Source organism: Rathayibacter sp. AY2B3 (genome assembly GCF_002931755.1).
Lineage (GTDB): Bacteria > Actinomycetota > Actinomycetes > Actinomycetales > Microbacteriaceae > Rathayibacter.
This window is the reverse complement of record NZ_PSUG01000006.1, coordinates 24,501-49,574: the sequence shown is the minus strand read 5'-3', so window position 1 is coordinate 49,574 and position 25,074 is coordinate 24,501. Positions and strand designations below refer to the sequence as shown.

Genomic DNA, 25,074 nt, shown 5'->3' with positions numbered 1-25,074 from the left:
GGTCTACTCCTCGTCGTCCCAGGTCGGGCTGTGGTCTCGGGCGTACTGGACGTAGCTGTTGGAGACGCCCTGCGGGACCATCGGCCAGACCATGGAGTCGCGGCTGACGACGAAGTCGATCACCACGGGCCGGTCGTTCGTGGCGATGGCGAGGCGGATGGCGTCGTCGATCTCCTCCGGCTTCGTGACGCGGATGCCGAGCGCGCCGTACGCGTCGGCGAGCTTCACGAAGTCGGGCACCCGGACGGTGTCGTGACCCGTGTTGAGGTCGGTGTTGGAGTAGCGGCCCTCGTAGAACAGGGTCTGCCACTGGCGCACCATGCCGAGCGAGGAGTTGTTGATCACCGCGACCTTGATCGGGATGTCGTTGATCGTGCAGGTGGCGAGCTCCTGATTGGTCATCTGGAAGCAGCCGTCGCCGTCGATCGCCCACACGGTGCGCTCGGGCTCGCCGACCTTGGCGCCCATCGCCGCGGGCACGGAGTAGCCCATGGTGCCGGCGCCGCCGGAGTTGAGCCACGAGTTGGGGCGCTCGTACTTGATGAACTGCGCCGCCCACATCTGGTGCTGGCCGACGCCGGAGGCGAAGACGCCCTCGGGGCCGGTGATCTCGCCGATGCGCTTGATGACGTACTGCGGGGAGAGCAGGCCGTCGTCGGGCTCGGTGTAGCCGAGGGGGAACTCCTTCTGGAGGCCCTTGAGGTAGCTCCACCACTCGGAGGTGTCGGCGCGGCCGTCGGCGGAGGCCTTGGCGAACGCGTCGGTGAGGTCCGGGAGGACGTCCTTGAGGTCGCCCACGATCGGCACGTCGGCGGTGCGGATCTTGGAGATCTCGGCCGGGTCGATGTCGACGTGCACGACCTTGGCGTGGGGCGCGAAGAGCGCCGCCTTGCCGGTCACGCGGTCGTCGAAGCGCGAGCCCAGCGCGAGGATCAGGTCCGCCTCCTGCAGCGCGAGCACCGCGGGGACGGTGCCGTGCATGCCGGGCATGCCCAGGTGCTGCTCGTGCGAGTCGGGGAACGCGCCGCGCGCCATCAGCGTGGTCACCACGGGGGCGCCGCAGGCCTCGGCGAACGCCTTCAGCTCGGCCGCCGCGCGGGCGCGGATGATGCCGCCGCCCACGTAGAGCACCGGCTTCCTCGACTCGACCAGCAGCTGGGCCGCGGCCTGGATCTGCTTGCCGTGGGCCTTCGTGACCGGGCGGTACCCGGGCAGGTCGATCTTCGGCGGCCAGAGGAACGGCGCCTGGTCCTGCTGCGCGTCCTTCGTGATGTCGACCAGCACGGGGCCGGGGCGGCCGGTGGTGGCGATCAGCGCGGCGGAGGCGAGGGCCGAGGGGATGTCCTCGGGGCGCGTCACGAGGATGGAGTGCTTCGTGATCGGCATCGTGATGCCGACGATGTCCGCCTCCTGGAACGCGTCGGTGCCCATGAGCGTCGAGAACACCTGGCCGGTGATCGCGAGCATCGGGACCGAGTCCATGTAGGCGTCCGCGATCGCGGTGACCAGGTTGGTCGCTCCGGGGCCCGAGGTCGCGATGCACACGCCGAGCTTGCCGGTCGCCGAGGCGTAGCCCTCGGCGGCGTGGCCGGCGCCCTGCTCGTGGCGGACCAGGATGTGCCGGATCTTCGAGGAGTCCATCAGCGGGTCGTAGACCGGGAGGATCGCGCCTCCGGGCAGGCCGAAGACGTCCTCGATCCCGAGCATCTCGAGCGAGCGGACGACCGCCTGCGCTCCGGTGAGGACCTCGGCCGCGGGGGCGGCCCCAGGAGCGTGGGCGGGTCGGGGTGGCTGGGGCGTCGGTGCGGGCTGCACGGCGGACGGATCCGGAGTCATGCGGGTGTCGATTCCTTCAGGAGGTGGTGCGGCGGCGGGCAGAGCCGGAGGCGAGTGCCCGGGAACGCGAGTGCGCGGCCGGCCGGAGCGGGCCGGGTCACCCGGTGACGGCGCCCTCGGCTGCCGAGCGGACGAGCTTGGCGTACTTGGCGAGGACACCGCGGGTGTAGCGCGGAGGGAGAGGGGCCCAGCCTTCTCGGCGGGCGGCGAGCTCGGACTCGTCGACGAGTAGGTCGATCGAGCGAGCGGCGATGTCGACCCGAATCGGGTCTCCGTCGCGAACGAATGCGATTGGACCTGCGTCCACCGATTCGGGAGCTATGTGGCCGATGCACAGGCCGGTTGTGCCGCCTGAGAATCGTCCGTCCGTCAACAGTAGTACATCTTTTCCGAGCCCGGCCCCCTTGATGGCGGCGGTGATGGCGAGCATCTCGCGCATGCCGGGGCCGCCCTTGGGGCCCTCGTAGCGGATGACCACCACGTCGCCCTTCTGGATCCGCCCCTCGGTGAGCGCGTCCATCGCGGCGCGCTCGCGCTCGAACACGCGGGCCGGACCCTCGAAGACGGAGGCGTCGAACCCGGCGGTCTTGACGACCGCGCCCTCGGGGGCGAGCGAGCCCTTGAGGATGGTGAGCCCGCCGGTGGCGTGGATCGGGTTGTCGAGGGTGCGGATGACCTCGCCGTCCAGCGGGGCGATGTCCATCGCGGCGAGGTTCTCGGCGACCGTCCTGCCGGTGACCGTCAGGCAGTCGCCGTGCAGCAGCCCGGCGTCCAGGAGCGCCTTCATCACGGCCGGGACGCCGCCGTGGCGGTCGACGTCGTTCATGACGTACTTGCCGAAGGGCTTGAGGTCGCCGATGTGCGGGATCGTGTCGCCGATGCGGTTGAAGTCGTCGATCGTGAGGTCGACCTCGGCCTCGTTGGCGATCGCGAGCAGGTGCAGGATGACGTTGGTGGAGCCGCCGAAGGCCATCGCCACCGCGATCGCGTTCTCGAACGCCTCCTTGGTGAGGATGTCGCGGGCCGTGGTGCCGTTGCGCAGCAGCTCGACGACGGCCTCGCCGGACTTGCGGGCGAAGTAGTCGCGGCGGCGGTCGGCCGCGGCGGGCGAGGCGGAGCCGGGCAGGCTCATGCCGAGCGCCTCGGCGACGCTGGCCATGGTGTTGGCGGTGTACATGCCGCCGCAGGAGCCCTCGCCCGGGGCGAAGGCGCACTCGATGCGCTTGGCGTCCTCCTCGGACATGATCCCGGCCTTGACGCCGCCGACGGCCTCGAAGGAGTCGATGATCGTGATGTCCTTCTCGGTGCCGTCCGACAGCTTGACCCAGCCCGGGGCGATCGAGCCGGCGTAGACGAACACGGCGGCGAGGTCGAGGCGGGCCGCGGCCATCAGCATGCCGGGCAGCGACTTGTCGCAGCCGGCCAGCATGACGGTGCCGTCCAGGCGCTCGGCCATCATCACGGTCTCGACGGAGTCGGCGATGACCTCGCGGGAGACGAGCGAGAAGTGCATGCCCTCGTGGCCCATCGAGATGCCGTCCGAGACGGAGATGGTGCCGAACTGGAGCGGGTAGCCGCCTCCCGAGTGCACGCCCTCCTTCGCGGAGCGCGCGAGGCGCTCGAGCGAGAGGTTGCAGGGGGTGATCTCGTTCCACGAGGACGCGATGCCGATCTGGGGCTTCTCCCAGTCGTCATCGCCCATCCCGACCGCCCGCAGCATCCCGCGCGACGTCGTGGCCTCGATGCCGTCCGTGACGGTGCGCGAGCGGGGCTTCCAATCGATTTCCGGCATGCGATGAGGCTACCGCCTCGCGCGCGGTGCCCCTGCTCGCCGGGCGGACCCGGACCGGCCCGCGCACCCGTCCCGGCCCGGGCCCCCGGCAGCGGCACCCGATGCGGGCGTCCCCGCGGAGCGCCGACTCGTCGCGAACGGCTGCTCCCCGCGTCGGAGGACGGCCGTCCGCGGCGAGTCGGCGGATCGGGACCGCGGGCGCGGAGGGCCGGGAGGGAGCGGCTACTCCGCGCGCAGGTCGGCGAGCAGCCGGAGCGCGTGCGCGACCTGCTCGGGGCCGCGGACCCGGTAGGAGGCCGCGGTGGTGCCCTCGCCGCTCTTGATGCCGACGTCGCCGGAGCCGAGGACCGCGAAGGCGTCCTCGTCAGTCACGTCGTCGCCCGCGTAGAGCACGGCGGTCGCGCCGGTGTAGCGGCGGAGGTGCTGCACGGCCTCGCCCTTCGTGGTCGAGCGGACCGAGAACTCCAGGACGTTCTTGCCCTCGCGGACGGTGACGCCCTGCACCTCGGCGCGCGCCTCGGAGAGGGCGACGACGTGGGCGACGCGGCTGTGGCGCTCGGTCGCGAGGCGGGTGTGCAGGGCGAAGCCGGCGGGCTTGTCCTCGATCCAGACGTTGTCGATCCCGCGGGCGATGCCCTTCAGGACGTCCTCCAGCACTCCGACCTTCTCGAGCTCGTCGTCGTCGAGCCGGACCGCGTCCCCCTCGGGGTCGAGGCGGATCTCGATGCCGTGGGAGCCGACCAGCAGCGCCTCGTCCGGCAGCTGCGAGACCTCCTCCAGGCTCCCGAGCGCCCGGCCCGAGACCAGCGCGACCCGGGTGCCGGGGAGGGCGAGGAGCCGCAGCACGGCCTCGCGCGCCTCCGGGAGGGCCCGCGCGCGGGCGGGGTCGTCGACCTCGGGCGCGAGGGTGCCGTCGAAGTCGAGAGCCACCAGGAGCCGGTCGGTCGCGGCGAGCTCCTGCAGCGCCGCCGCGAGCCGCTCGGGCACTCCCTCGCTCATCGCGCGCCGCCGTCGAGCTCGCGGTCGTCCGCGGCCTCCCGCTCGAGCTCGGCCGCCTGCCCGTGGGCCGCGTCGTCGCGGTGCTCCGCCTCCTGGCCGTGCGGCGCCTCCTGCCCGCGGGCGGCGGGGCGCACGTCGAGCTGCTGGCCGGCCGCGTGCTCCGCGAGAGCGGAGAGGAAGGACTCCGACCAGCGCGCCACGTCGTTCTCGAGCACGCGGCGCCGGAGCGCGCGCATGCGCCGGGTGCGCTCGACGCGCGGCATCCGCGCCGACGCCTCCATCGCGTCCTTGAGCCCGGAGATGTCGTGCGGGTTCACCTGCACGGCCTGCTTGAGCTCGTCGGCCGCTCCGGCGAACTCGCTCAGCACGAGCACGCCGTCGTTGTCGAAGCGGGAGGCGACGTACTCTTTCGCGACGAGGTTCATCCCGTCGCGCAGCGCCGTGACGAGCATGACGTCGGCGGCGAGGTAGAGCGCCACCATCTCCTCGCGCGGGTAGCCGTGGTGCAGGTAGCTGATCGCCGGGTGCCCGAGCGTGCTGAAGTCGCCGTTGATCCGGCCGACCTGCAGCTCGATGTCGTCGCGCAGCTGCCGGTAGGTGTCCACGCGCTCGCGGCTCGGGCTCGCGACCTGCACCAGCACCGCGTCCTCGGAGGTGAGGCGGCCGTCGGCCAGGAGCTCGCCGAACGCTTTCAGGCGGTGGCCGATCCCCTTGGTGTAGTCGAGCCGGTCGACGCCGAGCATGATCGTCGCGGGGTTGCCCAGCTCGGCGCGGATCTCGGCGGCGCGGGCCTGGATCTCGGGGGTGCGCGCCATCGCCTCGAAGGACGCGGAGTCGATCGAGATCGGGAAGTGCCGGGCGACGACCGGGCGCACGCTCGCCCCGCGCCGCGAGCGGTTGACGCGGCGGGTGCCGCCGACGGCCTCCTCCTCGACCGGGACCTCGACGACCGTGCTGCGGGTGTCGTAGCCGAGCAGCCGCCGGACCGCGCGGAGGAAGCTGCCCGCGTCGCCCTGGCGCTGGAAGCCGATCACGTCGGCGCCGAGCAGGCCCTCGACGATCTGCCGGCGCCACGGGAGCTGCGCGAAGATCCCGTAGGGCGGGAACGGGATGTGGTTGAAGAAGCCGATCGTGACGTCGGGGCGCAGCTCGCGCAGCATCTTCGGCACGAGCTGGAGCTGGTAGTCCTGCACCCAGACCACGCCGTCCTCCTCCGTCACGGCCGCGGCCGCCTCGGCGAAGCGCTGGTTGACCCGCACGTAGGCGTCCCACCAGTCGCGGTGGTAGGTGGGGGGCGCGATCACGTCGTGGTACAGCGGCCACAGCGTGTCGTTCGAGAAGCCCTCGTAGTAGTCCTCGAGCTCCTGCGCGCTGAGGGCGACGGGGACGATCTGCACGCCGTTGTCGACGAACGGGGCGACCTCCTCGTCGGCCACGCCGGGCCAGCCGACCCAGGCGCCCTCGTTCGCGCGCATCACGGGCTCGAGCGCGGTGACCAGCCCGCCGGGCGAGGTCTTCCAGGAGGCGGTGCCGTCCTCGGCCACGACGCGGTCCACCGGCAGGCGGTTCGAGACGACCACGAACGCGTTGCGCTCGGTCCCTCCCGAGGTCCCGTCGTCGGTCCTGTCAGCGGCGGAGGAGGAGGAAGCGGAGTGCGGAGGAATGAGGGTCCCTTTTCGTCGGTCGAGCCGTCGTCGTGCCCGTCGAGGCTATCAGCCGACCCCGCGCGGGGGACGGGGGATCAGCCCTGCACGAGGGCGAGGGCGAGCGTCGCTCCGCCCACCGTCGGGACGACGGCGACGAGTCCGAGGAGCGCGTACTGGCGCCACGAGACGTGCACGCCCAGCGCGGTCAGCCTCTGGTGCCAGAGCAGGGTGGCGAGCGAGGCCCACGGGGTGATCAGCGGTCCGGCGTTCACGCCGATCAGCAGGGCGACCAGGCGGAGCGGATCCGCCGCGACCGGCTCGAGGGCGAGGTAGGCGGGCAGGTTGTCGACCAGGTTGGAGGCGACGGCCCCGGAGCCGGCGAGGCGCAGCAGGTCGAGCGTCCCGCTCCCCTCGCCCGCGACCACGGCGAGCGCCGCGCCCAGCCCGAGCTGGTGCGCCGCCTCCATCGCCACGAAGAGGCCCGCCGCGAAGACGACGAGCTGCCACGGCAGGAGGGCGGGCGTGAGCGCCGCGGGACGGCGCACCGCGAAGAGGACGATCAGCGCGGCGGCGGCGACCGTCGCCGGGATCCACACCTCGAGACCCGAGACGAGCGCCGGCAGGAGCAGCGCGACGACGATCCCCGCGCCGACCAGCAGCACCCGGTCCTCCACCGGCGTGCGCTCCCCCGGGGTGTAGCGCCCGGTCAACTCGCGCCGGTAGCGGATCGCGAGGATCAGCACGGGCACGACGGCCGCGACGAGCGCGGGGACCGCGGTCAGAGCGGCGAAGGCGAAGGGGCCCTCGACCCCCAGGCGCCGTTGCGCGAGCAGGTTGGTGAGGTTCGAGACGGGGAGGAGGAGGGAGGCGCAGTTCGCCAGCCAGACCGTGGCCATCGCGAACGGCAGGGGCGGGACGCGCACGTGCGCCGCGAGCAGGACCACGACCGGGGTCAGGAGCACGGCGGTCGTGTCGAGCGAGAGGAACACCGTGCTGACGACGGCCATCGCCACCACCAGCAGCCAGAGCACCGCGGTCCGCCCGCGGCCCCACTCGGCGGAGCGCTCGGCGACCACCGTGAAGACGCCGGCCTCGGAGGCCAGCTCGGCGACCACGGTCACCGCGACCACGAAGCCGAGGATCGGCGCCGTCCGCTCGACCAGCTCGCCCAGTGCGTCCATCGGGAGGACCCCCGTGACGACGGCCGCCGCCCCGACGACGAGCAGCACCGCCCCGATCACAGCCGTGCGCATGTCGTTCCCGTTCTCCTCGGCGTGCCCCGGCTCGAGGATTCGGGTCCCGGCGGCGGTCCACCGTAGCGGGACAACCCCTCGGTGCTGTCAAGCGTTCCTCTGAGAGCTTTCGCACCCGCTAGCGTCGGGGTGAACACGGGAGGCATACGCATGCGCAAGTTCATCCTCAACTCCAGCGTCATCAGCGCGATCGTCGGCGGCTGGTCGATCCTGCAGACCACGCGCAAGGGCCCGCGCGACTGGCGCCTGGCCCTCCAGTGGGTCAGCTGGGCCATCTCGGTCACCGTCGCCCTGGGCTCCGTGTCCTACGACTCCAAGAAGATCGTCTCGGAGGAGCGCGGCGCGAAGCGCGACCGCTAGGCCCTCCTGACGCGCCGCCTCCCCGCGGGGCGGCGTGTCAGCCGGGCTCGCGAGGCGGTGGCGGCGACACTGTTCCCAGTCGCTGCCGGCACGGGAAACGGGGTTCGTCATGAGGTTTCGTCTGAGGCGTCGCACGCCGGCCCCCGAGGTCGTCGAGGCGGCCCCCGTCCTCACTCAGGACGAGCTCTTCGCCGTCGTCCACGAGCGCCTCGCGGCCTTCGTCGGATCCGAGGGCGCCTGGGTCGTCACGCGCCGCAGCCACGACGACCGCGACCCGATCTTCCACGGAATGCTCGCGCGCTCCCTCGCCCACGAGCTCTCCGCCGCCATCCAGGAGGAGCAGCTCCGCGCCGGCGCCGAGCGGACCTCGTCCCCCGTCACCGAGGCGATCCCCGCGATGCGCGCCTCCACTCCTCCGGTGGAGCCGGCCGCCCTCACCTGGGAGCCGAAGCCCATCGCCGTCTGGGCGGAGCCGACCCCTGCCGACGTCGCCGTCGACACCCCCGTCGCGACCCGCTCCTGACGCGCGCGGTCGAGCCGGCCGCATCGCCCTCCGACCGCATCGCCCTCCGGCCGAGCGGACGAGCGACGTCGCCCTTCCCGCTGATCGAGCGGGCACCGAGCCCCTTCCTCCTGACCGGGCCCCTCCTGCTGACCGAGTGGGCGGCACCGCCGCACCTCGTGCTGATCCAGGAGGCGGCACCGCCGCCGTCTCGGGATCCCCCGCGACGGCCCCTCCCCCGGCCGCCCGTCAGACCGCCGGCCAGCTCTCGGGGCCCTCGCTGCCCGCCGGGTACTCGTCGAGCGGCACCCGGTCCGCGTGCCACGCGTCGATCGCGGGCTGCACGATGCGCCAGCACTCCTCGGCGGCGTCCCCGCGGACCGAGAGCGACGGGTCGTCGTCGAGGATCCCCGAGATGACCTCGCCGTAGGCGAGCAACTCGCCCGCGCCGAAGGTCGCCTCCAGCGAGGCGCGCTCGAGCGTGTACGGGTCGCCGGGGCCGTTGATGTTCAGCTCGAGCGACATCTGGTCGGGCGCGAGGAACAGCCGCAGCACGGACGGCGCCTCGGTGCCCACGAAGCCGCGGGGCAGGTGCGGCACCGGCTTGAAGCGGATGACCACTTCGCGCCGCCGCTCCCCCAGCGCCTTGCCGGAGCGGAGGGTGAACGGCACGCCGGCCCATCGCCAGGTGTCGATCTCGACGACCAGCTCGGCCAGCGTCTCGGTTCCGCGAGCGGGTTCCACGCCCTTCTCGTCCGCGTAGGCGGGCAGCTCACGGCCGTCGATCGTCCCCGCCGTGTAGCGGGCACGGCGCGAGCTCGCTGCGGGGTCGTCGCCGTGCAGGCGCGTGGCGCGCAGGACGATCGACTTCGCGTCCCGGAGGTCGGCCGCGTCGAGCGAGGACGGCGGCTCCATCGCGATCACCGCGAGGACCTGCAGCAGGTGGCTCTGGATCATGTCGGTCAGCGCGCCCGCGCCGTCGTAGTAGCTCGCCCGCCCCTCCAGGGCCAGCTGCTCGTCGTAGACGATCTCGACGCTCTCGATGTGCTCGGCCGACCACAGCGGCTCGAGGATCCGGTTCGCGAAGCGCAGGCCGAGCACGTTCATCACGGTCGCGCGGCCGAGGAAGTGGTCGACGCGGTGGATGCGGTCCTCGGGGACCAGCGCGGCGAGGCGCTCGTTGAGGGCGTGCGCGCTCGCCTCGTCGGTCCCGAACGGCTTCTCCAGCGCCAGCACGGTGCCCTCCGGCAGGTCGTGGGCGGCGAGCGCCTCGCAGGCCTTCGCCGCGATCGCCGGCGGGAGAGCGAAGTAGACCGCCACCGGTCCGTCGCAGCTCGCGAGCAGGGCGGCGAGCGCCTCCGGATCGGTGACGTCCACCTGCTGGTAGCGCGTGCCGGAGGTGAGCGCGTCCACACCCTCGCCCTGCGCCTCGACGGTGGCGAAGGAGGCGGTCAGCACCTCGTGCCAGTGCTCCTGGGTCCAGTCCTCGCGCCCCGCGCCGACGAGGTGGACCCTCCGGTCGGTCTCGCGGGTCAGCAGCTGGCCTACGGCGGGGAGGAGGAGCCGCGAGGACAGGTCCCCCGTCGCTCCGAGGATGAGCAGGGTCGAGACGGTCTGTGCCATGCGGCTCACCCTACGGCCGCGCTGAAGAGCCCCGCTCCGCCTTGACTGGGAGGCCACAGCCGCACCTGAGAGGATCGCCGCATGGTCTCCCCGATCGAGGACTACGCCGTCCTCTCCGACTGCCGCACAGCCGCTCTCGTCTCCCGCGACGGAGGGATCGACTGGCTGTGCCTGCCGCGCTTCGACTCCGCCTCCGTCTTCGGCGCCCTCCTCGGCGGCGACGACCAGGGGCGCTGGTCGCTGCGGCCGGTGGACGGGGCGGCGACGAGCGAGCGCCACTACCTCGGCGACACGCTCGCGCTGGTCACCCGCTGGACGACCCCGACCGGCGTGGTCGAGGTGGTGGATGTGATGCCGCTGCGCGACGAGCGCGCCGAGCTGGTGCGCCGGGTGCGCGGAGTCTCGGGGACCGTCCGGATGCGGCAGGAGCTGCGCATCCGCTTCGACTACGCCCGGACCATGCCCTGGGTGCGGCAGGAGGGGACCGACGAGGACCCGCTGCTCGTCGCCGTCGCGGGCCCCGACGCGGTCGTGGTGCGCGGAGTGCGGCTGAAGGCCGTCGACCACGCCCACGCCGCGGAGTTCGACGTCGACGCGGACGCGGTCGTCGACCTCTCGATGGCGTGGTTCCCCTCGCACCAGCGGGCGCCCAAGCGCCTGGACGTCGACCGCGCGCTCGAGCGCACGCTCTCGTGGTGGTCCGAGTGGGCGTCGGCCATCGACTACGACGGCCCGCACCGGGACGCCGTCGTCCGCTCGCTGCTGACCCTCCGCGCCCTCACCGACGACGAGACCGGCGGCATCGTCGCGGCGGCGACCACCTCGCTCCCGGAGCAGTTCGGCGGCGCCCGCAACTGGGACTACCGCTACGTCTGGCTCCGCGACGCCTCGCTCACCCTGCAGGCCCTTCTCGCGCACGGGTTCGAGCAGGAGGCGCAGAAGTGGCGGGCCTGGCTGCTCCGCGCGGTCGCGGGCGCCCCGGAGGACGTGCAGATCATGTACGGCCTCGCCGGCGAGCGCGACCTGCCCGAGCGCGAGATGCCGAGCCTGCCCGGCTACGACGGCGCCTCCCCGGTGCGGATCGGGAACGCCGCCGTCGACCAGTACCAGGCGGACGTGATCGGCGAGGTGATGGTCGCGCTGCACGAGGCCCGCGTGGCCGGCGTGGACGAGACCGAGTTCTCCTGGCCGCTCCAGCGCGCCCTGCTGGGCTTCGTCGAGACCAACTGGCAGCGGCCGGACAACGGCATCTGGGAGATCCGCGGTGAGCCCCGCCACTTCACGCACTCGCGAGTGATGATCTGGGCGGCCCTGGACCGCGGCGTCCGCGCCGTGCGCGAGAACGGCCTGCCCGGTCCGGTCGAGACCTGGGAGCGCCTCCGCGACGAGGTGCGCGCCGAGATCGAGGCCCAGGGCTACGACGCCGAGCGCGGCCACTTCGTGCAGTCCTACGGCTCCCCCGAGGTCGACGCGTCGCTCCTGGTCCTGCCGATGGTCGGCTTCGTCCGCCCCGACGACCCGCGGATGCTCGGCACCGTCGCCGAGCTGGAGCGCGTGCTCCTCCAGGACGGCCTGCTGCACCGCTACCGGACCGAGTCTTCGGTCGACGGCCTCGCCGGCGGGGAGCACCCCTTCCTCGCCTGCTCCTTCTGGCTCGTCCGGCAGTACGCCGACTCCGGCCGGATCGCCGACGCGCGGACCCTCATGGACCGGCTCGTCGGGCTCTGCAACGACGTGGGCCTCCTCTCGGAGGAGTACGACGTCGAGGGCCGCCGGCACGCGGGCAACACCCCCCAGGCCCTCTCCCACCTCGCCCTCGTGCAGGCGGCCGACGCGATCGCGGCAGCCCGATGAGGCGCCGCCGCGTCGTGCTCACGAGCATCGGCGGAGTGCTCGGAGTCGCGGTCCTCGGCTTCCTCACCTGGAGCTCGATCGTCAGCGGCCCGGACGAGGACGCCCTCGCACGGGTGCGCGCCGATCCGGCGGTCGCCGTCGAGCGCACGGACAATGCACTCGTGATGACGCCGACCTCGACCGGCGAGCTGGCCGGCACGGGCCTGGTCTTCATCCCGGGGGCGAAGGTCGACGCCTCCTCCTACGAGGCGACTCTGGCTCCGCTCGTCGACGCCGGAGCGACCGTCGTGATCACGCGGCCGATCCTGCACCTGGCCTTCTTGGACCTGCGCTCCCTCGAGACCTTCACCGGCCAGGCCGAGGGCGTCGACCGCTGGCTCGTCGGCGGCCACTCCCTCGGCGGTGTGAAGGCCTGCCAGTGGGCCGAGGACCCGGCGGTGGCGGGCCTGGTGCTGCTCGGCAGCTACTGCGCGAACGACCTCTCGGGCTCCGAGCTCCCCGTCCTCAGCCTCAGCGGATCGGAGGACGGGCTCAGCACCCCCGAGAAGGTCGCCGACGCGAGCGTCCGGCTGCCCTCCTCCGCCGACCTCGTCGAGATCGACGGCGCCAATCACGCCGACTTCGGGTGGTACGGGCCGCAGGCGGGCGACGGCGAGGCGACCATCAGGCACGAGGAGGCGGACGCCCGCATCGCCGAAGCCCTCCTGGGCTTCAGCCGCGAGGTCGGCTGAGCCGGCCGCTCCCGCTTGACCTCGAGCGCACTCGAGGTCGTAGGTTGACGCCATGTCCACCGCCACCGCCGCCCCGGCCGAGCCGGAGGTGCTGTCGATCTCGCAGGTCGCCGCCGTCACCGGTCTCACCGTGCACACCCTGCGCTACTACGAACGCGCCGGGCTCATGCTCGACCCGGTCGAGCGCGCCTCGTCGCAGCACCGCCGCTACCGGCCGGCCGACGTCGGCTGGGTCGACTTCCTCAGCAAGCTCCGCGCGACCGGGATGCCGATCGCGCGGATCCGCGAGTACGCCCGGCTCCTCCGGACCGGGCCCGCCACGGAGCCGGAGCGCCTCGCACTGCTCCGGACGCACCGCGAGGAGGTCGAGGCGCAGCTCGCCCGGACACACGCCAGCCTCGCCGCGATCGACATCAAGATCGCGGCGTACCAGGAGAGGACCACCCACTGATGAAGACGATCACCCTCGGATCCGACGTCGCCGCCCTCGAGGTCTCGCGCCTCGGCCTCGGCGCGATGGGCATGTCGGCGTTCTACACCGGCGCCGGCACCGACGACGCGGAGTCGATCCGCACCGTGCACCGTGCCCTCGAGCTCGGCGTCACGTTCCTCGACACCGCCGAGATCTACGGCCCGTACACCAACGAGGAGCTGCTCGGCCGCGCGCTGGCCGGTCGCCGCGACGAGGTCGTGCTGGCGAGCAAGTTCGGCATGATCCGCCACCGCGGCGACGGGAGCCGCGGACTCGACGGCTCCCCGGAGAACCTGCGTCTCGCCGTCGAGGGCTCGCTCGCGCGCCTCGGCACCGACCGCATCGACCTCTACTACCAGCACCGCATGGACCCGGGCGTCCCCGTCGAGGAGACCGCCGGGGCCTTCGCGGAGCTGATCCAGGAGGGCAAGCTCCGCGGCTACGGCCTCTCGGAGGCGGCGCCCGCGACGATCCGCCGCGCTCACGCCGTGCACCCGGTCACCGCGGTGCAGTCCGAGTACTCGCTCTGGACCCGCGACCCCGAGGCGGAGGTGCTGCCGGTCCTCCGCGAGCTCGGCATCGGCTTCGTGCCGTACTCGCCGCTGGGCCGCGGCTTCCTCACGGGCAGCATCCGCTCGGTCGCCGAGCTGGGCAGCGACGACTTCCGCCGCGACAACCCCCGCTTCGCCGACGGAGCGCTGGAGGCGAACCTGCGCATCGTGGAGGCCGTCGACCGCGTGGCGGCCGAGGCGGACGCGACCGCCGCTCAGGTGGCGCTCGCCTGGCTGCTCGCCCAGGGCGACGACATCGCTCCGATCCCGGGTACCAAGCGCGTCTCGCGCATCGAGGAGAACGCCGCCGCGGACGCCCTCGTGCTGACTCCGGAGCAGCTCGACGTCCTCGGCTCGCTCGAGGCCCCCGTCGGCGACCGCTACGCCGACATGAGCTCCGTGAACCGCTAGGCGCCCCTCCGCCCGCTCCGACCCCCGCGAGATGCCACCTGTGACGCCCGTTCTCGGCGTGTCGTCGTCACAGGTGGCATCTCGCGGAGGGGGTCAGTCGCGCGGGTCGCGGGTGGGGACTCCGCGGGTGTCGCGGGTCGGGGTGTCGCGCATGTCGATGAGTCCCGTGAACAGAGCGCCCCGCTCGTTCGAGCCCTCGTCGCCCGAGAACAGGTTGTCCGGGGCGGAGGACCCGTGCCGGCGCGGGGTCGCGGTGGGAGCGGGCTCCCGCTCCATCTCGACGCGCTGACGCGGAAGGGCGACGGGGTCGTTCTCGTGCAGCCACGAGACGAGCCGCTCGCGCACGTAGCAGCGCAGGTCGAAGAGCGTCGGCGCGTCCTTCGCGGTGACCAGCACCCGGATCCGGACGAAGCCGCCCGTCGCGTCGGTCACCTGCAGCACGCTGGTGCGCCGGTCCCAGAGGTCGGTCTCCTCGAGCATGCGGTGCAGCTCGTCGCGCATCTGCTCGGGGCTCACCCGCCAGTCCAGGTCGAGCTCGACGGCGCCGAGCAGCTCGGATCCGGTGCGGGTCCAGTTCTGGAACGGCTGGGTCGTGAAGTAGTTCGTGGGCAGCACCAGGCGGCGGTCGTCCCAGAGGTGGACGACGACGTAGGTCAGCGTGATCTCCTCGATCCGCCCCCACTCGGTCTCGACGATCACCACGTCGTCCAGGCGGATGGCGTCGCTGAAGGCGAGCTGCATCCCGGCGAAGATGTTCGTGAGGCTCGACTGCGCGGCCAGGCCCGCCACGATCGAGAGCACGCCGGCCGAGGCCAGGAGGCTCGCACCGGCCGTGCGGGCCTCGGGGAAGGTCAGCAGCGAGGCGCCGATCGCGATGACCACGACGGCCGCCACGGCGACCCTCCGGATGATCGTCATCTGCGTGCGGAGGCGGCGGGCCCGGCGGTTGTCGGCCGTGTCGGTCCGGTAGCGCTCGGCGCCCAGGTCCTCGAGGAACACGAACAGGGAGCCGATCACCCACGCCGCCGCGCCGATCGTGGCGATCTGGAACACCCGCTGCACGAGTCCCGGCCAGGGGTCGCCCGACACGGTGGCGGCGAGCGCGGCCCAGACCGCGATGGTCATCAGCAGCACGCGGAACGGGATGCGCAGACGCCGGATCAGCAGCCGCGCCCAAGTCTTGCGCTTGCCGACGGAGCGCAGCACGAGGGCGACGACGGCGGTCGCGACCACGGCGATCACGACCGCGATCACCACGGCGAGCGCGATCGAGCCGATCACGGGGAGGACGTCTTCGGGCACATCGGTCCTTTCAGGAGGGGAAACGGAAGCGAACGGAGATCCTGCCACGCGAACGGGGGTCGGTCCGCATTCTGCGCCGGACACCGTGCGGATGCTCAGGCGCTGCCCATCCCGACCCTCCGCCGCACTCGACCTCGGGATCCTCCCGGCGGCCGGGAGCCGTCGGCGTTCCGCGGCCCTGGTCGGCGTGCCGTCGGAGGCGCCGTCAGGAGTCCGGTCGGGACCGGACGGGCCCGGGAACGGCCGTCCTCGGGAACGACGAAGCCCCGCACCTCACGAGGAGGTGCGGGGCTGCTGGTGCACCCCCTCGGACTTGAACCGAGAACCCACTGATTAAGAGTCAGTTGCTCTGCCGATTGAGCTAGAGGTGCATTCCGGCCGGCTGATCGTGCGTGCCGAACCGAGGGATCACACTACCAGCGTCTCCCCCCGTCTCGTCAAATCGAGCGCGGCGGACCGCCCGCGGCAGCGATCGGAGGCTCCGCGGGGCCCACCGGTATCGTGGTCGCGTGACCCCGCAGAGCAGTGACCAGAGCCTCGACGACGACCTCCGACTCGCCCTCCGCCTGGCGGACGCGGCCGATGCGATCTCGCGGGAGCGGTTCGGCGCGCTCGACCTCGTCGTGGACACGAAGCTCGACCGCACCCCGGTCACCGACGCCGACCGCGCCGTCGAGGAGGCGATCCGCGCGCTGCTCGCCGCCGAGCGGCCGGACGACGCGATCCTCGGCGAGGAGTTCGGCACCTCGGGCGAGGCCTCGCGGCAGTGGATCCTCGATCCGATCGACGGCACCGCCCACTTCCTCCGCGGCGTCCCGATCTGGGCGACCCTGATCGCGCTCGCGGTCGACGGCGTCCCCGTCGTCGGAGTCGTCTCCGCTCCCGCTCTCGGCACGCGCTGGTGGGCGGCCGAGGGCTCCGGCGCCTGGGCCGTCGAGCTGGAGGGCGGGGCGGAGCCGCGCCCGCTCCGCGTCTCGGGGATCGACACCCTCGCCTCGGCGACCTTCAGCTACAACAGCATCCAGCAGTGGGTCGGCGCGGGCCGGCTCCCGCAGCTGCTCGAGCTCGCCGGAGCCGTCTGGCGCGACCGGGCCTACGGCGACGCGTGGCCCTACATGCTCGTCGCCGAGGGGCTGCTCGACGGCGCGGGCGAGTTCGACGTGAAGCCCTACGACCTCGCTGCGCTGGTGCCGATCGTGCAGGAGGCGGGCGGGCGCTTCACCTCCGCCGACGGGGAGGACGGCCCCTGGCACGGCAGCGCCGTCGCCACCAACGGCCTGCTGCACGACGAGGTGCTCGCGATCGTGGCGCCGCGATGAGGAGCAGGACGGCCGCGCTCGCCTCGGCGGCGCTCCTCCTGCTGCTCTCGGGCTGCTCCTCCGTCGTCGGCCCGGACGGTCCCGAGGCTGTGCGCGACGAGGGCGGCGCGGTGGTCACCGCGGGCGTCACCGACGTGTTCTCGCTGCGGCGCGGCGACTGCCTGGCCGACCCGGGCGACGACCGCATCGCCGACGTGGACGTCGTCCCGTGCGCCGAGGAGCACGCGCTGGAGGTCTTCCACACGTTCGCTCAGCCGGGAGACCGCTACACCAGTCGCAACACGCTGCTCGCTCAGGCTGAGGCGGGCTGCGAGCCGGAGTTCGGCGCCGTGATGGGGATCGCCTACGGCGACTCCGCCCTCGAGTACCGCTCGCTGGTCCCCTCCGAGGTCGGCTGGCGTCACGGCGACCGCACGATCGTCTGCGCCGTCCTCGACCCGGCCGACGACTCCACCACCGGCAGCCTCTTCGGCTCCGCTCGCTGACCTCCGGCTCCGGTCGACCCCCCGTTCGGCGCATTGACACGCGCCCCGCCGGAGCGCAGGGTGAAGGGACGACCGGCAGGCGCGAGGGGGTGCGGAGACCGGCGGCTCAGGAGTCGACATGCAGGACCGGCACGACCAGGAACGCCCCGAGCGCTCGCGCACGCCCGAGCAGCACTGGGGACCGGCCGACAGCCTGTTCCCGAGGCTCCACCGGCAGAGCTCCCTCCTCGCTGCAGCGGAGGCGGTCGCGCAGGTCGACGGGCCCGGTCCGGGCGACGTCTGGTCGCGGCTCCTGCACGACTACGCCCACGCCTCCGACCGCGTCGTCTCGGTGGGCGGAGACGCCGAGGCCGCGACGCTCGGCTGGCTGAAGCCGCGCGGCGTGATATCGCTGCTGGTCACCGAGCGCTGCGACGACGACGCCGCCGCCGAGCACCTGGTGGCCGCGCTCGCCGCCATGAACGCCGTGACTCTCTCCGTGCACGAGGCGCGAGCAGCACGGCTCCGCCCTCTTCTGGAGGTCCTGCACCGGCTCCTGCCCGACGCGTTCGCCGAGCTGCCGGTGGACCGCGGCGCCCACTACCCGGCGGGCACCGCCGTGGCCGTGCTGGCGCCGGGCGTGCTCTACCGGGACTGGGCCCCGCCGCAGGCTCTCTCCGGCTCCGCGCACGACGACGACGACCGGCTGGCGATGCTCACCCTCTACGGGCGGATCAGACAGCTCGACGTGCGCCCGTCGTGAGGGCGGCGGAGAAGAACTCCCAGTGTGCGACGACGACCGGTGGTGGAGATGGGGGGAATCGAACCCCCGTCCATCGCTGTGATTCTGCGCCTTCTACGGGTGTAGCCGATGAGAGCGTTCTGCTCGGCCCCGACCGTTACCATCGGCGCATCGGTCGACGGGCCCAGCCCGAGTGCAAGTCCCGCGTCGCCCTCAGGCGTAACGACGCAGCAAGTCCTCTAGATGACGCCAGGATCCGGGGCGAGGACGCACCCACGGGCTGACGGACTATCTACTCTGGCTTAGGCAGCGAGAGCGAAGTCGGTGCGCTTCTGTTCGGCACCTGTGTTTTCCAGGGATCGTTGACGAGATGACCCTGGATCCTCGACCCGCTTCTCGCAGTTTCGCAGGCAATGTCGAAACCGATCATCCCCGCGAGCACTCGACGGCCCGGAGGCCGCTGGAGTGGGTCGTTCGTCGCACACTGTGGAGTTACGGGCCCTAGTCTACCTCAGCTCCGCGGGCGCTCACCCGGCGGTGGCGAAGATCGAGCAGGCCGAGCACGAGTGCCAGCGCGATCAGCCCGAGGGTGACGAAGTACCCGTTGCGGAAGGCGTCGTGGTACTGGTCCAGTCCCTCGGCCATCCCCCGCTCGCTCGCCAGCGTCGCGAAGAAGACGGCGGAGGCGCAGGCCGTGCCGACCGCGGTGCCCACGCGCTGGCCGAGCTGGCCGACGGAGCCCGCCACCCCGCCCTGCGCCGGCGGGATCTCGGCGAGGGTGAGCGTCTGGTTCGGCGACACGACGCAGCCGCCGCCGGCCCCGGCGACCAGCATCGCGGCACCCATGCCGTAGGCCGCGGTCTCGGCCGGGAGGAGCTCGGCGGCGAGCAGCACGAGCGTGAAGCCGATGACCACGAGCACGATGCCCAGCACCACCAGCGCGCGGCCGTAGCGCTGCACGAGCTTGCCGCCGTACCAGGCGGTCACCGCCGAGGTCAGAGCGAAGGGGATGCTCACCATGCCGGCGAACACCGGCTCGAGACCGAGCCCCTGCTGGAGGAACAGCGTGGTGAGGAGGAAGGTCGCCGGGATCGCGGCGAAGTAGGAGGTCGCGACCAGGATGCCGTTGCGGTAGGAGCTGGTCCGGAAGATGCGGAAGTCGATCACGGGCGTGCGCCCCGACGCGGCGTAGTGCGCCTCCCAGCGCACGAAGACTGCGGCGGCGGCCGCGGCGAGGACCAGCCAGAACCAGCGGTAGGGCGAGTCCGAGGAGGAGCCCGTTGTCAGCAGGAACGGCAGCATGAACGCGAAGATCGCGACCGCCAGCAGGAGCAGGCCGACGGGGTCGAGGGATCTGTCCCCCTCGGGCCGGGAGCGCTTCTTCGGGATGAGCTTCCAGGCGAAGACGAGCGCGGCCACGCCCAGCGGGATGTTCATCCAGAACAGCAGGCGCCAGCCGTCCTGCTCGCCGCCGATCGCGATCAGGAGACCGCCGAGGGTCGGGCCGAAGGCGGTCGACAGGCCGATGGTCGCGCCGAAGACACCGAAGGCCCGGGCCCGCTCGGCGCCGGTGAACATCTGCTGCACCAGGCCGAGGACCTGGGGCATCTGGATGCCCGCGGCGACGCCCTGCAGGAAGCGCGCGACGACGAGCAGCTCGATCGTCGGGGCGACGGCGCAGAGCAGGCTCGTGACCGTGAACGCGGTCAGTCCGATGAGGAACAGGAGCCGGCGCGAGCGGATGTCGCCCAGCCGGCCGGCCGGAACGAGCGCCAGGCCGAAGGCGAGCGCGTAGCCCGCGACGATCAGCTGCAGCTGGCTCGCGTCCGCTCCGAGCGAGCGCTCGATCGACGGAAGGCCCACATTGACCTTCGAGAGGTCGAGGATCGTGATCGCCGCGACTCCGACGCTCACCGCGAAGGCGCGCCACCGCGTCTTCTCATCGGCGGCGCTCAGGGCGGCGGGGGCGCTGTTCTCGGAGGAGGTCACGAGCCCCAGTCTCCCAAAGCACCGGGCGCGAAGAAGAGGCTTGCGCGGCACCCGTCGGGCAGCACCCGCTGCGGGGCCTACTCGCCGAGGCGGCGACGGGTCGACATCGCGCGGTCCGCCTCGCGGCGGTCCTGGCGTTCGCGGAGCACCTGGCGCTTGTCGTAGTCCTTCTTGCCCTTGGCGACGGCCAGCTCGACCTTGGCCTTGCCGTCGCTGAAGTACAGCGAGAGCGGGATCAGCGTGTACCCGCCCTCCTTCACCTTGTTGTGGATCTTGAGGATCTGCGCCTTGTGCAGCAGCAGCTTGCGCTTGCGGCGCGGCGGGTGGTTCGTCCAGGTGCCCTGCGCCCACTCGTTGATGTGGACGGCGTCGAGCCACGCCTCTCCCCCGTCGACGAAGGCGTAGCCGTCGACGAGCGACGCGCGGCCGGCCCGGAGGGACTTCACCTCGGTGCCGGTGAGCACGAGGCCCGCCTCGTAGGTGTCCTCGATGAGGTAGTCGTGGCGCGCCTTGCGGTTGGTCGCGACGACCTTCTGTCCCTGTTCTCTGGGCACGGCTGCTCCTCGGGTCGCGAGCGGATGAAGGGGGCGGGCGTCGTCGGGGCGATGCACCGGTGGGCCGCCCCGAACGGGACAGCCCACCAGTATACGTCCGGTCCGGGATCAGACCCGCAGGTACCGCGCGATCGCGACGTTGGCCGAGACGGCGGCCAGGACGATGCCGACCACGATCAGGATCGGCACGACGATCAGAGCGTCGTCGAGTCCCACGAAGGAGGTCAGCGGGATCCGGTACGCCAGGAAGCCCTGCACGAAGAACTGCACGATGGCGACCACCGCGACTCCCGCGAGGATCGAGCCGACCAGCGCGGCGAAGACCCCCTCGAGGATGAACGGGGTCTGGATGAACCTGTTCGAGGCCCCCACGAGCCGCATGATGCCCAGCTCCCGTCTCCGCGAGAACGCCGAGAGGCGGATCGTGGTGGCGATGAGCAGCACGGCCGCGACGAGCATCAGGACGGCGATGCCGATCGCCGTGTAGCTCGCCGCGTTGAGGATCGAGAAGATCTGGTCGAGGTACTGCCGCTGGTCGGTGACGCTCTCGACCCCCGAGACGCTCGACAGGCTCTCCACGATGACGTCCGACTGGGTCGGGTCCTTCAGGTTGATCCAGAAGGTCTGGTTGAGCAGGTCGGGAGTGACGTACTCGGCGACCGGGTTGCCCGCGAACTGCTCCTGGAAGTTCGCGTAGGCCTGGTCGTGGTCCTCGAAGTAGGAGCGGTCGATGTACGGCGCGAGCGTGGCGCCCTCGAGCTGGCCCTGCACCGCGTCGATCTGCTCGGCGGTGGCGTCGGAGCCGCTGCAGTTCGAGCCGCCGGAGGTGGCGGTGCACATGTACACCGCGACCTGCGCCTTGTCGTACCAGAAGTTCTTCATCTGGCCGATCTGCATCTGCAGCAGGATCGCCGTGCCGACGAAGGTGAGGGAGATGAAGGTCACCAGGATCACCGAGACGACCATGGAGACGTTGCGCCGGAGGCCACTGGCGACCTCCGACCAGATCAGTGCGAATCTCACTTGACGGGTCCTACGTTCTGCTGGTCGTCGCCGGTCTCGTCGCCCTCGCCCGCGTGGGCGCGGAGGCCGAGGCGCGCGGCGAGCGACTCCTCGGGCAGGGCGCCGGTGTCGGCGGGGAGGAAGATCGGACCGGTCTGGCTCTGCAGCTCGACGACGCGCGGGGCGGCGGCGGGCTCGGCGGCCGGCTCCGGCTCGCGCTCCGGCTCGGCCGCGGCGGAGCGGCGGCCCTCGGGCACGCGGGGCTGGGCGGCTGTCTGCGAGAGGCGGGCGGGTTCGAGCGGCGGGGCCGGGGCCTCCTGGCGCAGGTCGATCTCGGGGACCTCGGCGGGCGCGAGCTCGCTGTCGATGAGGGCCGGGGGCGCGGGCTGCTCGGCGACCGCGTGGTCGTCGGCCGCCACGACCACGACGCCGTCGTGGACGACGGTGATGCTCTCGGTCTGGCCGTAGCCGCCCTGGCTCTCGTCGCGGACGATGCTGCCGGCCGAGAGCTCGATGACGCGTCGCTTCATCTGGTCGACGATGCCGGCCTCGTGGGTCGCCATGATCACGGTCGTGCCGCCGGCGTTGATCCGCTCGAGCAGCGCCATGATGCCGGCGCTCGTGGTCGGGTCGAGGTTTCCCGTGGGCTCGTCGGCCAGCAGGACGGCCGGCTTGTTGACGACGGCGCGGGCGATCGCCACGCGCTGCTGCTCGCCGCCGGAGAGCTCGTGGGGCAGGCGCGAGGCCTTGCCCGCGAGGCCCACCATCTTGAGCGTGTCCGGGACCGCCTCCTGGATGTAGCCCTTCGACTTGCCGATCACCTGGAGGCTGAACGCGACGTTGTCGAAGACGGACTTGTTCGGCAGCAGCCGGAAGTCCTGGAACACCACGCCCATGTTGCGGCGGAAGTACGGGACCTTGCGGCTCGAGATCTTGCCGAGGTTCTGCCCGAGCACGTGGATCGACCCGGAGGAGGGGCGCTCCTCCTTGAGGATCAGGCGGAGGCAGCTCGACTTGCCGGAGCCGGAGGCGCCGACGAGGAAGACGAACTCGCCCCGGAGGATCTCGAGATCGATGGCGTTGAGGGCGGGTCTCGTGCCGCCCCGATACTGCTTGGAGACGTTGTCGAAGCGAATCATGTCGGTACGAGGGTAAGCGACGATCCCGAAGAGTCCGCCGAGGGGGCGTGCGGCGCGTCGGTGGGGACGCGCCCGCGCCGCGCTAGGAGGACTTCCGCCAGCGGATCCCGGCGGCGATGAAGCCGTCCAGGTCGCCGTCGAACACGTGCGAGGGGTTGCCGACCTCGTGGTCGGTGCGCAGGTCCTTCACCATCTGGTACGGAGCGAGGACGTAGCTGCGCATCTGGTCGCCCCAGCTCGCGGTGATGGTCCCGGCGAGCTCCTTCTTGGTGGCCGCCTCCTGCTCCTTCTGCAGCAGCAGGAGCCGCGACTGGAGCACGCGCATCGCCGCGGCGCGGTTCTGGATCTGGCTCTTCTCGTTCTGCATCGACACGACGGTGCCGGTGGGCAGGTGGGTGAGGCGCACCGCGGAGTCGGTGGTGTTCACCGACTGGCCGCCGGGACCGGAGGAGCGGAAGACGTCCACGCGTATGTCGTTGTCCGGGATCTCGATCGCCCCGGCCTCCTCCATCAGCGGGATGACCTCGACCGCGGCGAAGGAGGTCTGGCGCTTGCCCGCGGCGCCGAAGGGGCTCATCCGCACGAGGCGGTGGGTGCCCGCCTCGACCGAGAGCGTGCCGAAGGCGTAGGGGGCGTCGATCTGGAAGGTGGCCGACTTGATGCCCGCCTCCTCCGCGTAGCTGGCGTCCATGACGGTCGCCGCGTACTTGTGCTTCTCGGCCCAGCGGAGGTACATGCGCATGAGCATCTCGGCGAAGTCGGAGGCGTCGACGCCGCCCGCTCCCGCGCGGATGGTGACCACGGCGGGGCGGTCGTCGTACTCGCCGTCGAGCAGGGTCTGCACCTCGAGCTCGCCCATGACCTTCTGGAGGGAGGAGAGCTCGGCGATCGCCTCCTGCTCGGACTCGGCGTCCTCGGCCTCGTTCGCCATCTCGACGAGCACCTCGAGGTCGTCCAGGCGCCGGTCGATCGCGGTGATCCGCGCGAGCTCGGACTGGCGGTGGCTGAGGGCGCTGGTCACCTTCTGCGCGTTGGCCGTGTCGTCCCACAGGTCGGGGGCGCCGGCCTGCTCGCTGAGCTCGGCGATCTTCGAGCGGAGGCCGTCCACGTCGATGACGGCGCGGATGTCGGCGAAGGTGGAGCGGAGAGCAGTGATCTGCTCGGTGAAGTCGTTGTCCAGCATGGTGGGTCCAGACTACCGGGGGCCGGGAGCCGCCCTCCGGCCCGGGCGTACCCTGGGGACGGTGACCAGCACCGCTCCGCGCCCCTTCCCCGTCGGGCCGCTGCTGCTGTCGACCTTCCTCCCCACGCTCCTCTTCTCCATCGGCGAGGGGGCGATCATCCCCCTCCTGCCGGCCGCGGCGGGCGATCTCGGCGCGACACTGGCGCTGGCGGGGCTCGTGGCCGGGATGATCATGATCGGCGAGCTGGCGGGCGACATCCCGAGCGGCTGGATCGTCTCGCGGATCGGCGAGCGCGGCGCGATGCTCGGAGCCTCGGCCGCGTCGATCCTCGGGCTGGTGGTGTGCCTGCTCTCGACGTCGTGGGTCGGGCTGACGATCGGCGTCTTCGTGATCGGCCTCGCGACCGCGGTCTTCGCGCTGGCGCGGCACGCGTTCATGACGTCGTTCGTGCCGATCACCCACCGCGCCCGCGCGCTCAGCGCCCTCGCCGGGGCCTTCCGCGCCGGCTGGCTGATCGGCCCGTTCCTGGCGGCCGGAGTGGTGCACCTCACCGGCTCCGTCGAGTCCGTCTTCTGGGTGCACATCGTCTGCTGCGTGGCGGCGGTCGCGGTCCTGCTCCTCGTGCCCGACCCCGCGACGGTCCTGCGGCGGGCGCAGGCCGCGGCCGACCGCGCCGCCCCGGGCGAGGTGGTCGCGGCGGAGGCGCCGGCGACCGTCCCGGAGTCGCCGCAGTCGCTGCTCGGGACGCTGCGCGAGCACCGCGGGGTCCTCGCGCGGATGGGGACCGGCGCCGCCGTGATCGGGGCGCTGCGGGCGAGCAGGACGCTGATCCTCCCTCTCTGGGCGGTGAGCATCGGGCTCGCCGAGACCGACACCGCGATCATCATCGGCATCGCCGGCGCGCTCGACTTCGCCCTCTTCTACGCCGGCGGCCAGCTGATGGACCGCTTCGGCCGGGGCGCCACCGCGATCCCCTCGATGATCGGCCTCGGGCTCGGGCACCTCGCACTCGCCGCCTCGGTGCTCGCCCTCGATCCGGTGCCCTGGTTCGTCGCCGTGGCCTGCGTGCTCGCGGCCGCGAACGGCATCGGCTCCGGGATCCTGATGACCATCGGCGCCGATCTCGCGCCGCCCGCCGATCCGGCCCCGTTCCTCGGCGCGTTCCGCTTCACCGGGGACGCGGGCAACGCCGCCGCCCCGATCGTCGTGTCGGCGCTCACCGCCCTGGTCTCGCTCCCCTTCGCCGCTGTCGTGATGGGGGTGCTCGGTCTGGGCGGAGCGGGGGCGCTCGCCCGCTGGATCCCGCGGTACCTCCCCCGGTCAGCCCCCCGCGACTGAGGCGCGGGGCC

General features: G+C 72.3%; 22 protein-coding genes, 1 tRNA gene and 1 other RNA gene. 10 read left to right on the top strand and 14 right to left on the bottom strand.

From position 1 onward, the window contains the following. Nucleotides 1-3: 3 nt before the first annotated feature. The 5 genes from C5C24_RS03380 to C5C24_RS03360 all read right to left on the bottom strand — a co-directional run bounded on the left by C5C24_RS03380 (nt 4) and on the right by C5C24_RS03360 (nt 7,526). Nucleotides 4-1,836, bottom strand: coding sequence for an acetolactate synthase large subunit (locus tag C5C24_RS03380; RefSeq protein ID WP_104276175.1), 1,833 nt, complete (start codon nt 1,834-1,836; stop codon nt 4-6). Nucleotides 1,837-1,933: 97 nt separating this feature from the next. Next, the gene (gene ilvD / locus C5C24_RS03375; RefSeq protein WP_104276176.1) at nt 1,934-3,628 is read right to left on the bottom strand and encodes a dihydroxy-acid dehydratase; all 1,695 of its coding nucleotides are present in this window, start codon (nt 3,626-3,628) and stop codon (nt 1,934-1,936) included. A gap of 222 nt (nt 3,629-3,850) precedes the next feature. Continuing rightward, nucleotides 3,851-4,627: a trehalose-phosphatase gene (gene otsB, locus C5C24_RS03370; RefSeq protein WP_104276177.1), complete on the bottom strand. Its 777-nt coding sequence runs from the start codon at nt 4,625-4,627 to the stop codon at nt 3,851-3,853. After that, nucleotides 4,624-6,207, bottom strand: a complete 1,584-nt coding sequence (locus C5C24_RS03365) for a trehalose-6-phosphate synthase (RefSeq protein WP_104304300.1) — start codon at nt 6,205-6,207, stop codon at nt 4,624-4,626. The genes otsB and C5C24_RS03365 overlap by 4 nt, the downstream gene beginning before the upstream one ends. 161 nt (nt 6,208-6,368) lie before the next feature. Next, nucleotides 6,369-7,526, bottom strand: coding sequence for an SLC13 family permease (locus tag C5C24_RS03360; RefSeq protein ID WP_104276179.1), 1,158 nt, complete (start codon nt 7,524-7,526; stop codon nt 6,369-6,371). Between the two features lie 150 nt (nt 7,527-7,676). Between C5C24_RS03360 and C5C24_RS03355 the strand changes: the two genes are divergently transcribed. Both C5C24_RS03355 and C5C24_RS03350 read left to right on the top strand, forming a co-directional pair. Next, a complete protein-coding gene (locus C5C24_RS03355) occupies nt 7,677-7,886 on the top strand; it encodes a hypothetical protein (protein ID WP_104276180.1) in 210 nt (69 codons plus the stop codon). Nucleotides 7,887-7,995: 109 nt separating this feature from the next. Then, on the top strand, nt 7,996-8,409 hold the full coding sequence (locus C5C24_RS03350; protein WP_104280725.1) for a hypothetical protein: 414 nt from the start codon (nt 7,996-7,998) through the stop codon (nt 8,407-8,409). A 228-nt stretch (nt 8,410-8,637) separates the two neighbouring features. Here C5C24_RS03350 and C5C24_RS03345 read toward each other — a convergent pair whose 3' ends face one another. After that, the gene (locus C5C24_RS03345; RefSeq protein WP_181135473.1) at nt 8,638-10,011 is read right to left on the bottom strand and encodes a glucose-6-phosphate dehydrogenase; all 1,374 of its coding nucleotides are present in this window, start codon (nt 10,009-10,011) and stop codon (nt 8,638-8,640) included. An 81-nt stretch (nt 10,012-10,092) separates the two neighbouring features. Here C5C24_RS03345 and C5C24_RS03340 point away from each other — a divergent pair, with 81 nt between their 5' ends. The 4 genes from C5C24_RS03340 to C5C24_RS03325 are packed head-to-tail and all read left to right on the top strand — an operon-like array spanning nt 10,093 to nt 14,030. Then, nucleotides 10,093-11,865, top strand: coding sequence for a glycoside hydrolase family 15 protein (locus C5C24_RS03340; RefSeq protein WP_104276183.1), 1,773 nt, complete (start codon nt 10,093-10,095; stop codon nt 11,863-11,865). Beyond that, nucleotides 11,862-12,596 carry an alpha/beta hydrolase gene (locus tag C5C24_RS03335; RefSeq protein ID WP_104304298.1) on the top strand — a complete coding sequence of 245 codons (735 nt, stop codon included), beginning with the start codon at nt 11,862-11,864 and terminating at the stop codon, nt 12,594-12,596. Before C5C24_RS03340 ends, C5C24_RS03335 begins: the two co-directional genes overlap by 4 nt. 52 nt (nt 12,597-12,648) lie before the next feature. Next, nucleotides 12,649-13,047, top strand: coding sequence for a MerR family transcriptional regulator (locus C5C24_RS03330; protein WP_104276185.1), 399 nt, complete (start codon nt 12,649-12,651; stop codon nt 13,045-13,047). Beyond that, nucleotides 13,047-14,030: an aldo/keto reductase gene (locus C5C24_RS03325; protein WP_104276186.1), complete on the top strand. Its 984-nt coding sequence runs from the start codon at nt 13,047-13,049 to the stop codon at nt 14,028-14,030. The genes C5C24_RS03330 and C5C24_RS03325 overlap by 1 nt, the downstream gene beginning before the upstream one ends. A 93-nt stretch (nt 14,031-14,123) precedes the next feature. On the opposite strand, the gene C5C24_RS03320 is transcribed toward C5C24_RS03325, so the two are convergent. Both C5C24_RS03320 and C5C24_RS03315 read right to left on the bottom strand, forming a co-directional pair. Further along, entirely contained in the window at nt 14,124-15,332 is a 1,209-nt protein-coding gene (locus C5C24_RS03320; protein WP_181135472.1) for a mechanosensitive ion channel family protein, read from the bottom strand. 295 nt (nt 15,333-15,627) lie between these two features. Then, nucleotides 15,628-15,703, bottom strand: a tRNA-Lys gene (locus C5C24_RS03315). A 138-nt stretch (nt 15,704-15,841) separates the two neighbouring features. On the opposite strand from C5C24_RS03315, the gene C5C24_RS03310 reads away from it, so the two are divergent. The 3 genes from C5C24_RS03310 (at nt 15,842) to C5C24_RS03300 (ending at nt 17,878) form a co-directional block, all read left to right on the top strand. Next, nucleotides 15,842-16,651, top strand: coding sequence for an inositol monophosphatase family protein (locus C5C24_RS03310; RefSeq protein WP_104276187.1), 810 nt, complete (start codon nt 15,842-15,844; stop codon nt 16,649-16,651). Further along, complete coding sequence (locus C5C24_RS03305; protein ID WP_104276188.1) at nt 16,648-17,136, top strand: septum formation family protein; 489 nt, start codon at nt 16,648-16,650, stop codon at nt 17,134-17,136. Before C5C24_RS03310 ends, C5C24_RS03305 begins: the two co-directional genes overlap by 4 nt. A gap of 118 nt (nt 17,137-17,254) precedes the next feature. Continuing rightward, entirely contained in the window at nt 17,255-17,878 is a 624-nt protein-coding gene (locus C5C24_RS03300) for a hypothetical protein (protein ID WP_104304297.1), read from the top strand. A gap of 40 nt (nt 17,879-17,918) precedes the next feature. On the opposite strand, the gene ssrA is transcribed toward C5C24_RS03300, so the two are convergent. The 6 genes from ssrA to prfB form a co-directional block, all read right to left on the bottom strand. Beyond that, nucleotides 17,919-18,291, bottom strand: a transfer-messenger RNA (tmRNA) gene (ssrA, locus tag C5C24_RS03295). Between the two features lie 67 nt (nt 18,292-18,358). Next, a complete protein-coding gene (locus C5C24_RS03290) occupies nt 18,359-19,846 on the bottom strand; it encodes an MFS transporter (RefSeq protein WP_104304296.1) in 1,488 nt (495 codons plus the stop codon). Nucleotides 19,847-19,923: 77 nt separating this feature from the next. Beyond that, nucleotides 19,924-20,400: an SsrA-binding protein SmpB gene (gene smpB, locus C5C24_RS03285; protein WP_104223558.1), complete on the bottom strand. Its 477-nt coding sequence runs from the start codon at nt 20,398-20,400 to the stop codon at nt 19,924-19,926. A 108-nt stretch (nt 20,401-20,508) separates the two neighbouring features. Then, complete coding sequence (gene ftsX, locus C5C24_RS03280) at nt 20,509-21,423, bottom strand: permease-like cell division protein FtsX (protein ID WP_104276191.1); 915 nt, start codon at nt 21,421-21,423, stop codon at nt 20,509-20,511. Next, nucleotides 21,420-22,541: a cell division ATP-binding protein FtsE gene (gene ftsE, locus C5C24_RS03275; protein WP_104276192.1), complete on the bottom strand. Its 1,122-nt coding sequence runs from the start codon at nt 22,539-22,541 to the stop codon at nt 21,420-21,422. Before ftsE ends, ftsX begins: the two co-directional genes overlap by 4 nt. An 82-nt stretch (nt 22,542-22,623) precedes the next feature. Then, the gene (gene prfB, locus C5C24_RS03270) at nt 22,624-23,724 is read right to left on the bottom strand and encodes a peptide chain release factor 2 (RefSeq protein WP_104226967.1); all 1,101 of its coding nucleotides are present in this window, start codon (nt 23,722-23,724) and stop codon (nt 22,624-22,626) included. 61 nt (nt 23,725-23,785) lie between these two features. Here prfB and C5C24_RS03265 point away from each other — a divergent pair, with 61 nt between their 5' ends. Beyond that, entirely contained in the window at nt 23,786-25,063 is a 1,278-nt protein-coding gene (locus C5C24_RS03265; protein ID WP_258065030.1) for an MFS transporter, read from the top strand. Nucleotides 25,064-25,074 lie beyond the last annotated feature (11 nt).

Excerpts from the sequence above, each read along its gene's own strand:
- C5C24_RS03380 (WP_104276175.1), bottom strand. The coding sequence starts at position 1,836 with ATGACTCCGGATCCGTCCGCCGTGCAGCCCGCACCGACGCCCCAGCCA.
- ilvD (WP_104276176.1), bottom strand. The coding sequence starts at position 3,628 with ATGCCGGAAATCGATTGGAAGCCCCGCTCGCGCACCGTCACGGACGGC.
- otsB (WP_104276177.1), bottom strand. The coding sequence starts at position 4,627 with ATGAGCGAGGGAGTGCCCGAGCGGCTCGCGGCGGCGCTGCAGGAGCTC.
- C5C24_RS03360 (WP_104276179.1), bottom strand. The coding sequence starts at position 7,526 with ATGCGCACGGCTGTGATCGGGGCGGTGCTGCTCGTCGTCGGGGCGGCG.
- C5C24_RS03355 (WP_104276180.1), top strand. The coding sequence starts at position 7,677 with ATGCGCAAGTTCATCCTCAACTCCAGCGTCATCAGCGCGATCGTCGGC.
- C5C24_RS03350 (WP_104280725.1), top strand. The coding sequence starts at position 7,996 with ATGAGGTTTCGTCTGAGGCGTCGCACGCCGGCCCCCGAGGTCGTCGAG.
- C5C24_RS03345 (WP_181135473.1), bottom strand. The coding sequence starts at position 10,011 with ATGGCACAGACCGTCTCGACCCTGCTCATCCTCGGAGCGACGGGGGAC.
- C5C24_RS03340 (WP_104276183.1), top strand. The coding sequence starts at position 10,093 with ATGGTCTCCCCGATCGAGGACTACGCCGTCCTCTCCGACTGCCGCACA.
- C5C24_RS03335 (WP_104304298.1), top strand. The coding sequence starts at position 11,862 with ATGAGGCGCCGCCGCGTCGTGCTCACGAGCATCGGCGGAGTGCTCGGA.
- C5C24_RS03330 (WP_104276185.1), top strand. The coding sequence starts at position 12,649 with ATGTCCACCGCCACCGCCGCCCCGGCCGAGCCGGAGGTGCTGTCGATC.
- C5C24_RS03325 (WP_104276186.1), top strand. The coding sequence starts at position 13,047 with ATGAAGACGATCACCCTCGGATCCGACGTCGCCGCCCTCGAGGTCTCG.
- C5C24_RS03305 (WP_104276188.1), top strand. The coding sequence starts at position 16,648 with ATGAGGAGCAGGACGGCCGCGCTCGCCTCGGCGGCGCTCCTCCTGCTG.
- C5C24_RS03300 (WP_104304297.1), top strand. The coding sequence starts at position 17,255 with ATGCAGGACCGGCACGACCAGGAACGCCCCGAGCGCTCGCGCACGCCC.
- ftsE (WP_104276192.1), bottom strand. The coding sequence starts at position 22,541 with ATGATTCGCTTCGACAACGTCTCCAAGCAGTATCGGGGCGGCACGAGA.
- prfB (WP_104226967.1), bottom strand. The coding sequence starts at position 23,724 with ATGCTGGACAACGACTTCACCGAGCAGATCACTGCTCTCCGCTCCACC.